The sequence below is a fragment of the Leifsonia sp. NCR5 genome (assembly GCF_002105485.1).
Taxonomy (GTDB): Bacteria; Actinomycetota; Actinomycetes; order Actinomycetales; family Microbacteriaceae; genus Leifsonia.
Genome location: NZ_NCSR01000025.1, coordinates 28,065 through 41,637, shown reverse-complemented (window position 1 = coordinate 41,637; position 13,573 = coordinate 28,065). Strand labels below are relative to the sequence as shown.

The 13,573-nt window shown below is 70.0% G+C and carries 15 protein-coding genes; 7 read left to right on the top strand and 8 right to left on the bottom strand.

Annotated features, from left to right (window positions below; translation table 11 throughout):
• Positions 1-20 precede the first annotated feature (20 nt).
• Together B7438_RS17155 and B7438_RS17150 are read right to left on the bottom strand one after the other, a co-directional pair.
• Positions 21-383, bottom strand: a complete 363-nt coding sequence (locus B7438_RS17155) for a hypothetical protein (RefSeq protein ID WP_085370900.1) — start codon at positions 381-383, stop codon at positions 21-23.
• 50 nt (positions 384-433) lie between these two features.
• Complete coding sequence (locus tag B7438_RS17150; RefSeq protein WP_085370899.1) at positions 434-790, bottom strand: sterol carrier family protein; 357 nt, start codon at positions 788-790, stop codon at positions 434-436.
• Between the two features lie 33 nt (positions 791-823).
• Here B7438_RS17150 and purD point away from each other — a divergent pair, with 33 nt between their 5' ends.
• Complete coding sequence (gene purD / locus B7438_RS17145; RefSeq protein WP_085370898.1) at positions 824-2,083, top strand: phosphoribosylamine--glycine ligase; 1,260 nt, start codon at positions 824-826, stop codon at positions 2,081-2,083.
• A 96-nt stretch (positions 2,084-2,179) separates the two neighbouring features.
• On the opposite strand, the gene B7438_RS17140 is transcribed toward purD, so the two are convergent.
• Positions 2,180-3,424: an FAD-binding protein gene (locus B7438_RS17140; protein ID WP_085370897.1), complete on the bottom strand. Its 1,245-nt coding sequence runs from the start codon at positions 3,422-3,424 to the stop codon at positions 2,180-2,182.
• A 215-nt stretch (positions 3,425-3,639) separates the two neighbouring features.
• On the opposite strand from B7438_RS17140, the gene B7438_RS17135 reads away from it, so the two are divergent.
• Together B7438_RS17135 and B7438_RS17130 are read left to right on the top strand one after the other, a co-directional pair.
• Positions 3,640-4,068: a DUF6325 family protein gene (locus B7438_RS17135; RefSeq protein WP_085370896.1), complete on the top strand. Its 429-nt coding sequence runs from the start codon at positions 3,640-3,642 to the stop codon at positions 4,066-4,068.
• Positions 4,069-4,076: 8 nt separating this feature from the next.
• Positions 4,077-4,469, top strand: a complete 393-nt coding sequence (locus B7438_RS17130) for an SHOCT domain-containing protein (RefSeq protein ID WP_085370895.1) — start codon at positions 4,077-4,079, stop codon at positions 4,467-4,469.
• A 31-nt stretch (positions 4,470-4,500) separates the two neighbouring features.
• Here the strand turns inward: B7438_RS17130 and B7438_RS17125 are convergent, their stop codons facing one another.
• Positions 4,501-4,911 (bottom strand): GntR family transcriptional regulator, encoded by a 411-nt coding sequence (locus B7438_RS17125; protein ID WP_256922097.1) that lies wholly within the window; start codon positions 4,909-4,911, stop codon positions 4,501-4,503.
• Positions 4,912-5,296: 385 nt separating this feature from the next.
• On the opposite strand from B7438_RS17125, the gene B7438_RS17120 reads away from it, so the two are divergent.
• Positions 5,297-6,208, top strand: a complete 912-nt coding sequence (locus B7438_RS17120) for a phosphoribosylaminoimidazolesuccinocarboxamide synthase (RefSeq protein WP_085370894.1) — start codon at positions 5,297-5,299, stop codon at positions 6,206-6,208.
• A 159-nt stretch (positions 6,209-6,367) separates the two neighbouring features.
• Here the strand turns inward: B7438_RS17120 and B7438_RS17115 are convergent, their stop codons facing one another.
• Positions 6,368-8,260, bottom strand: a complete 1,893-nt coding sequence (locus tag B7438_RS17115; protein ID WP_085370893.1) for a heavy metal translocating P-type ATPase — start codon at positions 8,258-8,260, stop codon at positions 6,368-6,370.
• Positions 8,261-8,357: 97 nt separating this feature from the next.
• Here B7438_RS17115 and B7438_RS17110 point away from each other — a divergent pair, with 97 nt between their 5' ends.
• Positions 8,358-9,053 (top strand): RraA family protein, encoded by a 696-nt coding sequence (locus B7438_RS17110; protein ID WP_143466026.1) that lies wholly within the window; start codon positions 8,358-8,360, stop codon positions 9,051-9,053.
• A 12-nt stretch (positions 9,054-9,065) separates the two neighbouring features.
• Here B7438_RS17110 and B7438_RS17105 read toward each other — a convergent pair whose 3' ends face one another.
• Entirely contained in the window at positions 9,066-9,626 is a 561-nt protein-coding gene (locus tag B7438_RS17105; RefSeq protein ID WP_085370892.1) for a hypothetical protein, read from the bottom strand.
• A 36-nt stretch (positions 9,627-9,662) separates the two neighbouring features.
• Between B7438_RS17105 and B7438_RS17100 the strand changes: the two genes are divergently transcribed.
• Positions 9,663-10,268 carry a TetR/AcrR family transcriptional regulator gene (locus B7438_RS17100; protein WP_085370891.1) on the top strand — a complete coding sequence of 202 codons (606 nt, stop codon included), beginning with the start codon at positions 9,663-9,665 and terminating at the stop codon, positions 10,266-10,268.
• A gap of 42 nt (positions 10,269-10,310) precedes the next feature.
• A complete protein-coding gene (locus B7438_RS17095; RefSeq protein WP_085370890.1) occupies positions 10,311-11,183 on the top strand; it encodes a VOC family protein in 873 nt (290 codons plus the stop codon).
• Between the two features lie 64 nt (positions 11,184-11,247).
• On the opposite strand, the gene B7438_RS17090 is transcribed toward B7438_RS17095, so the two are convergent.
• Together B7438_RS17090 and B7438_RS17085 are read right to left on the bottom strand one after the other, a co-directional pair.
• Entirely contained in the window at positions 11,248-12,924 is a 1,677-nt protein-coding gene (locus B7438_RS17090) for a DHA2 family efflux MFS transporter permease subunit (protein ID WP_085370889.1), read from the bottom strand.
• A gap of 13 nt (positions 12,925-12,937) precedes the next feature.
• On the bottom strand, positions 12,938-13,519 hold the full coding sequence (locus B7438_RS17085) for a PadR family transcriptional regulator (protein WP_085370888.1): 582 nt from the start codon (positions 13,517-13,519) through the stop codon (positions 12,938-12,940).
• Positions 13,520-13,573: the final 54 nt, after the last annotated feature.

The window sequence follows — 13,573 nt, the reverse complement described above, 5'->3', positions numbered from 1 at the left end:
CCGGAACCCCCTTCAGGGAATTAGCTCTCGATGGATGAGCGGGTGTCAGGTGCGTCGCCATCCCCTGGCTGCTCGCCCTGGGTGGTGCGCACGTCGATTCTATCCGCCTGGACGGTGCGCGCCCGACGGTTCGTCGCACGGTCGAGGATCAGGGCGACGACCGCCCCGATCGTGACCCCGACGGCCACGCCGATCGCCAGCAGGAAGCCGAAGACGCTGCCGCGGTCGTACGTGGGGTTCGCCGGGAACGCGAACGTGAGGATGAGCGCGACGATCGCGAACAGGATCGCCCCGGCCAGCATGAACCGGAAGTAGCGCGGCGACCGCCGCACGAGCACCGAGCTCTCGGTGACCGTGGCCTGCTCGTCGTTCTCCTGACTCATGCATCCATTCTCCCTCACGTTGTCTGGGAGCTCGGACGGGAGGGGCCGCGTCAGAACCGCAGCGGCAGCAGCCCGTCGAGGGATGCGCGCTGACCGGACGCGTGCACGGCACCGGATGCGACGGCGTCGGCCCACGGGGTCGCTCCGCTGGCGAGCGCGAGCCAGGTCGGCGCATCCATCTCCACCACGTTGGGCGGGGTGCCCCTGGTGTGCCGGGGGCCCGGGATGCACTGGGTGGCGCCGAACGGCGGCACCCGCACCTCGACGGTGTTGCCCGGCGCACGCTCGGCGAGCAGCTGCAGGAGGTAGCGCACGGCCATCGCCGTGGTGTTGCGGTCCGCTCCACCCGCCAGTGCTGCACGCACGGCCGGGCCGCCCTCCGCATCCTGGATCTTCGCTCTGGCCATCCCCTTATCCTCGCAGCCTCTACCATTGGTCGCGTGAAGATTCTGGTCCTGGGTTCCGGTGCACGCGAGCACGCCATCGTCACGTCGTTGCTGAGCGAGGAGGCCGATCACCGGATCGTCGTCGCTCCCGGCAACGCGGGGATCGCAGCGGAAGCCGCCGTCGAGCCCGGGCTCGACCCTCTCGACGGCGAGGCGGTCACCGAGTACGCGATCGAGAACGGCATCGAGCTCGTGGTGATCGGTCCGGAGGCCCCCCTCGTCGCCGGTGTCGCCGACCCGCTGCGCACCCGCGGCATCCCGGTGTTCGGCCCGGGCAAGGTCGCGGCGCAGCTCGAAGGGTCGAAGACGTTCGCCAAGCGGATCATGGACGCTGCCGGGGTTCCGACGGGACGCGCGGTGCGCGCATCCACGTTGGCGGAGGCGGAGAGCGCGCTGGACACGTTCGGTGCTCCGTACGTGGTGAAGGCGGACGGCCTGGCGGCGGGCAAGGGCGTGCTGGTCACCTCCGACCGCGAGGCGGCCGTCGCCCACGCGACCCACTGGCTCGGCCACGGCGGCGTGCTGATCGAGGAGTTCCTCGACGGCCAGGAGGTGTCCCTCTTCCTGGTGAGCGACGGACACAACGTGCTGCCGCTGTCGCCCGCGCAGGACTACAAGCGGCTGCTCGACGGCGACGGCGGACCGAACACGGGCGGGATGGGCGCGTACTCGCCGCTGCCGTGGCTACCGGAGAACTTCGTCGACGAGGTCATCGACACGGTCGCCCTGCCGACCGTGCGCCAGCTGGCGAAGGAGCAGACGCCGTTCATCGGCCTGCTCTACTGCGGGCTCATCATGACGAGCCGCGGCATCCGGGTGATCGAGTTCAACGCGCGATTCGGCGACCCGGAGACGCAGGTGGTGCTGCCCCGGCTCGTGACGCCGCTGTCGTCGCTGCTGTTCGCCGCGGCGACCGGCGCGCTGGCCGGAGTGCCACGTCCGGAGTTCGCGCTCGACACCGCCGTGACCGTGGTGCTCGCCAGCGAGGGATACCCGGAGGCGCCGCAGATCGGGCGGCCGATCACCGGGCTGGATGAGGCGGCGCGCGTCCCCGAGGTGACCATCGCGCACGCCGCGACGGCCCGCGACGAGGAGACGGGCGCGCTGCTCGCGACCGGCGGGCGCGTGCTCAGCGTCGTCGCCCGCGGCACCACGTTCGCCGAGGCCCGCGCCCGGGCGTACGAGGCGGTCGCGCTCATCGAGCTTCCCGGCTCGCACTTCCGCACCGACATCGCCGCCCGCGTCGCCGACTGACCGCGCCCACTCCATTCCCAAATAATCGAGTCCGAAGTTGTTCACGGTTCGACACGGCGTGTCGCGTGAATAACTTCGGACTCGATTTTTTTGGGGTCAGCCGAGGAGGCGCGTGACGAAGGCGTTGCGGAAGGTGCCAGCGGGGTCGAAGGAGGCGGCGAGGTCGCGGAACGCGTCGAGGCGCGGGTAGAGGCCGGGGACGACGCCGTCGACGTCGAGGTAGAGCTTTCCCCAGTGCGGGCGGGCGCCCAGCGGCAACAGCGCTGCTTCGAGCGCCGGCAGGATCGCCTCGACGCCCTCCTGATCGCGCAGCCAGGTGAAGTGCAGGCCGACCGCATCCGTGCCGGACGCGCTCGACAGCCACAGCTCGTCGGCCGCGACCGTGCGGATCTCGCTGATCTGCAGCAGGGGCGCGATGAGCGGACCCAGCTCGCGCACGGCGGCGATCGCGGCGACGGCGTTGGCGCGCGGCACCAGGTACTCCGACTGGATCTCCGCACCGTTCGACGGCGTGAACTCGAACCGGAAGTGCGGCAGCCGCTCGCTCCACGGACCGAAGACGCCGAGCTGCTCCGTGGTGTTGCGCACATCCATCGTCGCGATCATGTGGCGGGCCTCGGTGAGCGCCGTCGCTCCGAAGAAGTCGTCGCCGATCTCGGTCCGATCGTCCGCGCGCTCCTTGAGCCAGGCGAGGCTGACCGCGTCTTCCGCCCAGTCGGTGAAGAGGGAGACGCTGTATGCGGCCGAGGTGACCTCGTCGAACCGGTCGAGCACCGCATCCCACGGCAGGCCGCCGAACAGCCGCTGCCGCACGTCGAACGTCGGCCGGATGTCGATGGTCACCTCGGTGACGATGCCCAGCGCGCCGAGCGAGACCACGGCGCCGTCGAATCCGGGGTCGCCCCGGCGCAGCTCGACCAGCTCGCCGTCCGCCCGCAGGATGCGCAGCCCGCTGACGCCGGTGGCCAGGTTGCCGTTCCTGTCGCCCGAGCCGTGCGTCGCGGTCGCGATGGCTCCTGCGACGGAGATGTGCGGGAGGGAGGCGAGGTTGTGCAGCGCCCATCCGGCGTTCTGCAGTTCGCGGGCGAGGTCGCCGTAGCGCACGCCGCCGCCGACCGTGACCGTGGAGGCCGCCTCGTCGATCCGGATCGCGGACGGAAGGCCCGCCGTGCTCACGAGCAGACGGTCGTCGTCGGCGAGGTCGTTGAAGGAGTGGCGGCTGCCGAGTGCGCGCACCGATTCGGCGCCGAGCACCAGTTCGCGCAGTTCGTCCAGAGAACGTGGATGCGCGATGCGCTCCGCCCTGTACGTGTAGTTTCCTGCCCAGTTCTGTTCGGTCACCGTGGTCCTTCCTCGCACCGTCTCGTGTACAGCGTTGCCCAGTCTGACACCGATGAGAACGTCGCCTCTGCGAAATATGCCGCTAACCATGAGGAAAAGTTTCCAATCCCGGAGGCTCTCCCCCTCCAGGACGCGGAAAGCCATCATTGTGCCGCTCTCACCCCCGCGAGTAGCGTGACGCCTGTCGGGATGATCCGGCACGGAGGGAGTACAACGTGACCGAGTTCGAGTACGGCCCCGCTGAGTTCATCGTGGCGCAGTTCGACGGCGATCGCCCGTCGCCCGGCGTCGTGCAGGCCATCGTCGACCTGATCGGTTCCGGAAGCGTGCGCATCCTCGACCTCGTCTTCGTCTCCCGCTCGCTGAGCGGCGAGGTCGACATCGTCGAGTTCGAGGATGTCGGCGACGAATACGGCCTCACCGAGATCACGCTCGAAGCGAGCGGGATCGCGGGCACCGAGGATGTCGACGACATCGCCGACCTGATCGAGCCGGGCACCTCCGGCGCGATCCTGGTCATCGAGCACACCTGGGCGAAAGACCTCGCCAGCAAGTTCTTCGCCGCGGGCGGCAGCGTCGTCCACGCCGAGCGCATCCCCGCTCCCGTGGTCAACGCCGTTCTCACCGAAGCGTCGGAAGAGTAGGAGACATCATGCCATTACGTCGAGTAGGCCGTCCGGGACTCCTCGGGCTGGCCGCACGCACCGCCGTCGTCGCAGGCACGGCCACCGCCGTCAGCGGCGGGATGCAGCGTCGCCAGCAGGACAGGGCGATGGAGGAGCAGCAGGCCGCCGACTACCAGGCCCAGCAGCAGCAGGCGCAGATGGATGCGGCCGCCCAGCAGGCCGTCGCGCAACAGCAGGCCCAGCAGCAGGCCCAGTGGCAGGCGCAGCAGCAGGCGGCGCCCGCAGCGCCCGCCGCTCCCGCCGGCGGTGGCGCCGGCGGCGACATGATGGCGCAGCTGCAGCAGCTCGCCGCACTGCACGCGCAGGGCATCCTGTCGGACGACGAGTTCTCGGCGGCGAAGGCCAAGCTGCTGAGCTGACCGAGGCGTCAGCAACTCCGTCCGTGACGACTCACGGGCGTCCCGCCCGCCTGTCTCCACCCTCGTGGGAGACCGCGTCGATCCATTGCTCAAGATCCTGCAGTTCGAGACCCAGTATCCAGATCTCGCGCAGCATGGGACGAATGTAGTTGTCGAGGAGTGCTGCACGGCGTCGTGCAAGGATCCCGTCGCGCGCTCCGGATGCAACCACCATCCCAATTCCTCGGCGCTTTTCGAGAACCCCGTCCGCCACCAGGAGGGCAGCCCCACGCTGGGCGGTCGCCGGGTTAACCCCGAGGGTCGCGGCGAGACTATTGGTAGACGGAGTGAAGTCACCCTCGACTAGCTCGCCTCGCAGGATCGAGTTTTCGATAGTCGTAGCAATTTTGACGAAGAGAGCCCGGCCGCTAAACGGCATCGACTCCTCCATGGTCTCGGTCATCGGGATCAACTAATGCGGTCGGCCGCAGCATGAAGGGTAGGCAGAGCCTCCATGAGCCCAATTTGATCGGTCACCGGGAACGGGTATATCAGGTCGTAGATCTCAGCGATCTCCTCTCCGTAGAGATCATCTCCCGAAGGAGGCGCTGATACTGATGCATCCTGAAGCATTCGTTAAGCATTTCATATGAGATAGCTTAAGTACAAAACGCTAAATGTATGCGTTGTTGCCAATCGCGTTAGCGGTCGGTGAAGATTCCCCAGGCTTGGGCCGAACGGCGACGACCGGTCTGCTCGCGTCAGAGACAGCGACGTGGCCGAGCCAACCACGAGCACCACTGCTCAACTGGGGAAACACTCCTGCGGCCAGCCCGTACGATGGACGCGTGACATCCTCCGCCTCCCTCGCCGACTGGTCGCACGTCTACTCCGGCAAGGTCCGCGACCTCTACGTCCCCGCCGGGCGCTCCGGCCTCGACGACACGGACGCGGTCCTCGTCGTCGCGAGCGACAGGGTCAGCGCGTTCGACCACGTGCTCGAGCCGGGCATCCCCGGCAAGGGCGAGTTGCTGACCACGCTCAGCCTGTGGTGGTTCGACCAGCTGACCGAGGTGCCGAACCACCTGATCCCGGACCATGTCCTCGACGGCGAGAAGGCGATCGAGCGCATCCCGGCCGAAGTCGTCGGGCGGGCGATGCTGGTGAAGCCGCTCGACATGTTCCCGGTGGAGTGCGTCGTGCGCGGCTATCTCACCGGCAGCGGCTGGCTGGAGTACCAGCAGACCCAGAGCGTGTGCGGTGTGCCACTGCCCGCCGGCCTGACCGACGGCGACCGCCTGCCCGAGCCGATCTACACCCCGGCCTGGAAAGCCCCGCTCGGCGAGCACGACGAGAACATCAGCTTCGAGCGCACGGTCGAGCTGGTCGGCGCCGAGGTCGCGGAGGAGCTGCGGAGGCTCTCCCTCCTCATCTACACGGGCGCGTCCGAGATCGCCGAGAAGCGCGGCGTGATCATCGCCGACACCAAATTCGAGTTCGGCGCAGACCGCGACACCGGCGAGATCACCCTCGCCGACGAGGTGCTCACCAGCGATTCCAGCCGGTACTGGGATGCGGTGGCCTACGCCTCCGGCACCACCCCGCGCGAGCGCATGGCCAGCTTCGACAAGCAGATCGTGCGCGACTGGCTCAGCGCCAACTGGGACAAGACGGGAACGCCGCCCGAGCTGCCCGCCGACATCGTCGAGCGCACGGCCGCCCGCTACCGCGAGCTCCTCGAGCGGCTCACGCGGGCGTAGCCGCCGCGCGGCTCGCCGCGCGCCTCGCGACGAGATGCCAGTATCTGTCGCGCATCCCGGGCGTTTCGCAACAGTTAGTGGCATCTCGCCGTGGGGTGGGTGTGGCGCGGGCGCAGCCCAGGGCCGCCCAGGACCAGGGCCGGGGCCGGGGCCGGCGCATCAGCGCGCGGCGCGGACGGGGCGCGGGTCGGCGAGGGAGGCCGTGGCGGGAGCCGCGCGCGCGTCCAGCCGGCCGCCGATCGCACGAAGCGCGGCGAGGATGGTGGCGAGGTCGACCACCTCTTGGATGAGCGCGCCCGCGGTCGCCGGGATGAACCCGAACGCCGCGATCAGCATCAGCACCACGGAGACCGCGATGCCGAGCCAGATGCTCTGCAGCGCGATCCTGACCGTGTCCTTCCCGAACTGCACGGCGCGGGCGACGCCGGAGATGTCGTCCACCAGGATCACTGCGTCGGCCGACTCGCTCGCCGCCGTCGCCCCCTTCGCGCCCATCGCGACGCCCACATCGGCCGCCGCCAGCACCGGGGCGTCGTTCACGCCGTCTCCGACCATGATCACCGGGCGTTCCGCGATGGCGGCCACCTCCGCGACCTTGTCGGCGGGCAGGCACTCGGCGCGCACCCGGGTGACGCCGAGTTCTGCGGCGATGTGCGACGCCGTCTCCTGCGCGTCGCCCGTCAGGATCATCGTGCGGGTGACACCCAGCTCGGCGAGCCGGGCGATCGTCGCCTTCGCGTTCGCGCGCAGCCGGTCGCGGGCGAGGATCGCACCGGCGTATAGTCCGTCGATCGCCACGTACACGGCCAGCTCGCCGGGCGCGATGTCCGTGCGGCGCGCATCCGGGGCGTGGGCGGCGACGAACGCGAACTTGCCCACCACCACCTCCCTGCCCTGGATGCGGGCGACCACCCCGTTCGTGGCCGCCTCCTCCGCCCACTCCGCCTCGTGCAGCGGCAGCCCTCTCTCCCTGGCGGCGTCGATCATCGCCGCGGCGAGGACGTGCGACGAGTACTGCTCGGCGCTCGCTACCGCGCCGAGCACCTCGGCGGAGGTGAACGGCGCCTCGACCCTGACCTCGGTGAGAGCGGGCGTCCCATAGGTGAGCGTGCCCGTCTTGTCGAACACCGCCGTGCGAGCCCGCGACAGCGACTCCAGCACTCCGCCGCTCTTGACGATGATGCCGTTGCGCGCCGCCCGGCTCATCCCGCCGATGAACGCGACAGGAGCGGCGATCAGCAGTGGGCACGGGGTAGCGAGCACGAGCACCTCCGCGAACCGCACCGGATCCCCGCTGACCGCCCAGGCGATGGCGCCGAGCGCGAGAGAGAACACGGTGAACGGCACGGCGTAGCGGTCGGCCAGCCGCACGACCGGCGCCTTGCTCTCGGCCGCCTGCGCCACGAGCGCGACGATCTGCTGGTACTGGCTGGCCGATGCGGTCTCCGTCGCACGCAGCTCGACCGCCGCGTTCCCGTTGACCACCCCGCTGAGGATGGTGTCGCCCTCGTGCTTCTCGACCGGGATGCTCTCCCCCGTGATCGACGACTCGTCCACCGTGGTCTCCGCCGAGAGCAGCACGCCGTCCACCGGCACGATCTCGGACGGACGCACGAGCAGCACGTCCCCGGCGCGCACCTCGTCGATGTGCACGTCCTGGTACCCGCGGCCCTGGACAGCGCGGTGGGCGAGCTGCGGCGCCCTGGTGAGCAGCGCATCCAGTTCTCGCTTGGCCCGCTGGTTGGCGTAGTCCTCCAGGGCGTCGCCGCCGGTGAGCATGAGCACCACGACCAGGGCAGCGACGTACTCGCCGACGAGCACCGTGGACACGATGGCGGTCACGGCCAGGATGTCGAGGCCGAACTCGCGCCGCAGCATCGCGCGGACCATCCCCACCGCCTGCCACGCGGCGATCACGAGCGAGTACGCGCTGAACAGCCACTGCACGGTCCAGCCGGCGCCGGTCGCGGCCAGCGCGATCCCGACCACGCCGATGACGACGGTGAGCGTGACCACCCAGTAGCGCCGGGCGAGACCGAGGACGCGGGACATGCGGCCAGTCTTGCCCACGATCCGCCGCCGCGCCAGGGCCGGTGGTCGCACGCGTCCATGCCGCTGCCCGCATACGGACGGGACTAGGTTCTGACGCATGGACATGGACGAACTCAGCGAGCCGCTCCCCACCGCCGCCATCGCGGACGCCGCCGTGCGGCTCGGAATCCGGGTCTCCGCCGCCCCGGCGGCCCTGATCCCGCTGCTCCCCGGCACGGCGTTCGCCGGACCGGCGGCGCCCGTCACGCACCTCGGAAGCGTGGATGTGCTGCTCGAGACCATCGACGACGCCCCGCCCGGCGCGGTGCTCGTGGTCGACAACGGCGGCCGGCACGACGAGGCCTGCGTCGGCGACCTCATGCTGCTCGAAGCCCGGGAGGCCGGGATGCGCGGAGCGGTCATCTGGGGACGCCACCGCGACACCGCGCAACTTCGCGAGATCGGTCTGCCGGTGTTCAGCCTCGGTGCGTACCCGTTCGGACCGCGGCGGGTGCCGCCCGCCGGCCGGGCGATGCGGAGCGCGTACCTCGACGGCGTGCCCGTCGGCGCAGGCGACTGGATCGTCGCGGACGACGACGGCGTGCTGGTGGTGGGGCAGGACCGGCGCGAGGAGCTCGTGGCGACGGCGGTGCGCATCCAGTCGGTGGAGGGCGAGCAGTCGCAGCGGATGCGCGCAGGGGCGTCGCTGCGCGATCAGCTGGACTTCGCCGAGTACCGCCGCAGGCAGGCCGCCGACCCAGAACTCACGCTGCGGCGCTACCTACAGGAGACCGGCGGCGCGATCGAGACCTGACGACCGCCTGCGTCAGCGCGCAGGCTGGCCCGTGCGCTTCTGCCCGTCCGAGCCCGGCCAGATCGTGTAGCTGATCGGCCAGATCGCGGCGATGCCGAGGATCAGCGTCAGCGTGCCCAGCCAGGCGCTGAGCGCCGCGGTGCGGGCCTCGTCGCCGACCACCAGGATCGCTGCGAGCAGCAGGGCGCAGGCGATCGCCCAGGCGATGACGGTCTGACCGAACACCTTCCACTCGTGCAGCACGCGCCGCCGCCCGCCTTTCGGGATGCGCTCCGGCGCCGGGGCGCCGTCGTAGCGGTGCGCGAACCGCGCATCCATGCGGCTGATGATGCCGCGCCCGAAGGCCACGGAGAAGCCGAGGTATGCGGCGGCGAGCCCGTGCGCCCACTCGGCCGTCGCCCCTCCGGCGAGGTCGGCGACGGTCGCGGCGAGGAGCACCAGGTCGGCGACGGGCACGAGCACCAGGAGCACGGAGCCGAGGCGGCGGCGGCGCAGGGCGTAGCGGGCGAGCAGGCCGCCGAGCAGGAAGACCCAGAACAGGATCTCGCAGGCGACGATGACGAAGACGAGCATGGTCCATGTCTAGCACATTTGTACTAGAGTGGGGTCATGCGGACCACAGAGACCCCGGACGAACGCCGCCGCGACATCGGTGAGGCCGTCTGGCGCATCATCCGGCGCGACGGCATCAACGCCGTGAGCACGCGCACCGTCGCCGCGGAGGCCGGGATGGCCCTCGGCTCGCTGCGGCACTACTTCCCGCGGCAGCCGGACGCCGTCGCCTTCGCCATGCGACTCGTCATCGAGCGGGCCACCGGCCGCATCCAGAGCATCATCGCGGACGCGGGTGACGCCGGACCGGACGGGCTCGCCCTGCTGGAGCAGTTCCTGCCGCTCGACGACGACCGCAGGGAGGAGATGGAAGTCTGGCTGGTCTTCGCGGGGGCGGCCATCGCCGACGACGAGCTCGCGCCGGTGAAGCGCGAGTCCGACGCCGCGATGCTCGACCTCATCCGGCAGGTGGTGGCGGCGAGCGCTCCGGACGACGTTCCCGCCGCGCGCATCCAGCGGGAGGCCGACCGGATGCGGGCGCTGATCGACGGCCTGGCCGCCCACCTCGTCGGGAGACACCCGGCACTGACGCCGGAGTCGGCGCGCTCGATCCTGGCCGAGGACTACCGGCGGCTGTGGGAGCGACCGAGCCCCGGGGAGTGAAGTTCTGAAATATATTCAGGCCCGCCAGCGTTGTAGAACGCCATGACCGACCTCCTTCCCGCCGACTCCGCGATGGGTGCGGTGACGCTCCGCGTCGCCGACCTCGACGCCATGACCACCTACTACCGCGACGCCGTGACCCTGAGCGTGCTCGCACAGGAGGGCGGCAGGACCATCCTGGGACGCGGCAGCACCCCCGTCGTGATCCTGGAGCACGCCCCCGAGCTGCGCCACGCCGGGCCGCGCGACGCCGGGCTGTTCCACACGGCCATCCTGTTCGACACGGAGGAGACGCTCGCCGCCGCGGTGTACTCGGTCGCCCGCCGCGCGCCAGGCACGTTCACCGGCAGCGCCGACCACCTCGTCAGCAAGGCCTTCTACTTCACCGACCCGGAGGGCAACGGCGTCGAGCTGTACTGGGACCGCGACCGCAGCCAGTGGAGCTGGACCCACGGCCAGGTCGAGATGGCGACCCTCTACCTCGACCCGAACGGCTTCCTCGGCGAGCACCTCACCGAGCGGGCCGCGACCCTGGCCGACGCGGCAGGAGACGAGCGCATCGGCGACGCGGTCGTCGGCCACGTGCACCTCTCGGTCGGGGATGTGGCCTCCGCTCGCGCGTTCTACGTCGACCGCCTCGGCTTCGAGGCGACGGCGACGCTGGGCGACCAGGCGCTGTTCGTCAGCGCGGGCGGCTACCACCACCACATGGCCATGAACACCTGGAACAGCAGGGGCGCCGGCCCGCGACGCCTCGCACTCGGACTCGGCGAGGTCGAGATCCACGTGCCCACCGCCGACGACCTCGGCGAACTCACCGAGCGCATGCGGCACTACGGCGTGCAGACCCGCGACGACGGGCGCTCCGTGGCGTTCGACGACCCGTGGGCCAACGCCGTGCGCGTCGTCGCCTGACCCGTTAACGGCGCAACCGCCCGTCCCGGCGTGGGGCGAGCGGCTGCGGGATGCGCGGTCGGCGTCAGTCGACGACGGGCGCTGCGTGCGCTCCGTGCGGCGGTTCCTCGCCGGAGGCGAGGCCGGTCGCGGGAGGGACGTCCGCGGCGTGCGAGCCGTGCTGGACGGCATCCACCGGCACCGGCGCGGCGTGCGAGCCGTGCGACGCAGCGCCGACAGGAGCAGGGGCCTCGGCGGGCGCACCGGCAGCAGCCGCGGCTCCCGGACCCCACGCCGGCGGCTTGGGCCGCTCCCACCACACGACGATGAGCGCACCGAGGAACGCGACGGCAGCAGGCAGGAGCAGCGCCTCCGACATGGCCTGGGTGAACCCGGCGTGCAGGAAGGTCGGCAGCTCGGTTCCCGCTCCAGCCTCGGTCGGCGTTCCGCCCGGCGCCTTGGGCAGGTCGACGGCGAGACGGCTCGAGATGAGGGCGGCGATGGATGCGCTGCCCAGCACCGCGCCGATCTGACGGGTGGTGTTGTACACGCCGGAACCGGCGCCGGCCTGGTTCATCGGCAGGTTGCGGGTGACGGTCGTGGAGATCGGACCCCAGACGCCCGACATCGCGATGCCGAGCGTGGCGCTCGGTGCGAGCAGCCACCAGATCGACACATCCGGTGTCAGCAGGCGCGAATACCAGAACAGCGACAGCGCGAACAGCACGAGTCCGGTGGTGGCGAAGTAGCGCGGGTTGATCCGGTCGATCAGCTTGCCGACGAACGGCGCCAGCACACCGGAGAAGACCGCCATCGGGGCGAGCATCAGAGCCGACTGGGTCGGGGTCAGACCGCGGACCGTCTGGAAGTAGAACACGAGAGGCAGCGCCATGCAGGTCACCGCGAAGCCGACGGTGGTGATCGCGGCGTTCGAGAGCGAGAAGTTGCGGTCGCGGAACAGCTTCAGCGGCAGCAGCGGCTCCTTCTTGTTGAACGCCTGCCAGACGACGAACGCGATCAGCACGACGATGCCCGAGATGATCAGGCCCCAGACGGTGATCGGGCCGGTGATGGTGCCCCAGTCGTACGTGCCGCCCTCCTGGATGCCGAACACCAGCAGGAACATGCCGACGCCGCTCAGGACGACGCCGAGGATGTCGAAGCTGTGCGAGTGCGTCGGCAGCTTCGGCACGAGCCGGGCGGCCAGGATGAACGCGACGACGCCCACGGGCACGTTGATGAAGAAGATCCACTCCCAGCCGAGGCCGTCGACGAGCACGCCGCCGAGCAGCGGGCCGATCAGGGTGGCGACGCCGGCGACGGCGCCCCACAGCCCCATCGCAGCACCGCGGCGGTCCGGCGGGAAGATGCGGGTGATGACGGCCATCGTCTGCGGCGTCATCAGCGCGGCGCCGAGACCCTGCACGACCCTGGCCGTGATGAGCATCCCGATGCCGCCGCCCGGCATGACACCGGAGAAGCCACACCAGGCGGAGGCGAGCGTGAAGATCACGAGGCCGATGAGGTAGAGGTTCTTCGGGCCGAAGCGGTCACCGAGACGACCGGTGATGAGCAGAGGGACGGCGTAGGCGAGGAGGTAGGCGCTGGTCACCCAGATGACCGCGTTGTAGTCGGTGCCGAGGTCGAGGCCCTTCATGATCGCCGGGTTGGCGACCGACACGATGGTCGTGTCGATGAGGATCATGAAGAACCCGATGACCAGGGCCCACAGTGCGGGCCACGGCTTCAGTTCTTTTTCCATGGAAGTGTTCCTGTCAGTGATGCTTCTCCTCGGACCAGGACAGTTCGCCTGATACGAGGTCGTCGATGAGGGATTCCAGCCAGGTCGCTTCGACCTCGCTGATGGCCCTGCTGTACTGCACGTTGATCCAGTACTTGCGCGGCAGCCGTTTGGCCTCCAGGTCGGCGATCCCCGCATCCATCGACGCCAGGTCGGCGCGGATGAGCGCGACCCTGTTGCGTAGGAGCTGGATGACGGACTCGACGGGAAGGTTGTGCGACTCGCCCAGGGCGAGCGGGAACTCCGGGTATTCGTTGATGGGCGTCGCGAGGATTTCCGCGACCCGTTCGGTGAGCACGAGATAGCCGCTCTCAGTGATCTCGTACGTGGTGCGCTCCGGCCTGTTGCCTTCGCGCTCTGTTCCGATCGCACGCACCAGCCCCTGCCCGGCGAGCCGGTCGACGGTGTGGTACAGCGACCCGGGCCGCACCTTGACCACGCGTTCCTCCGAGCGCTGCACCAGGGTCTGGTACATCTCGTACGGATGCATCGGTCGCTCGACGAGCAGCGCGAGGGCTGCGACGCCGAGCGGCGTGAGCGTGGTGGTGGGGGGCATGTGTGGTGGGACCCTTGGTATTCCTGGCTGATTATTCCTTGAGGAATATACGGC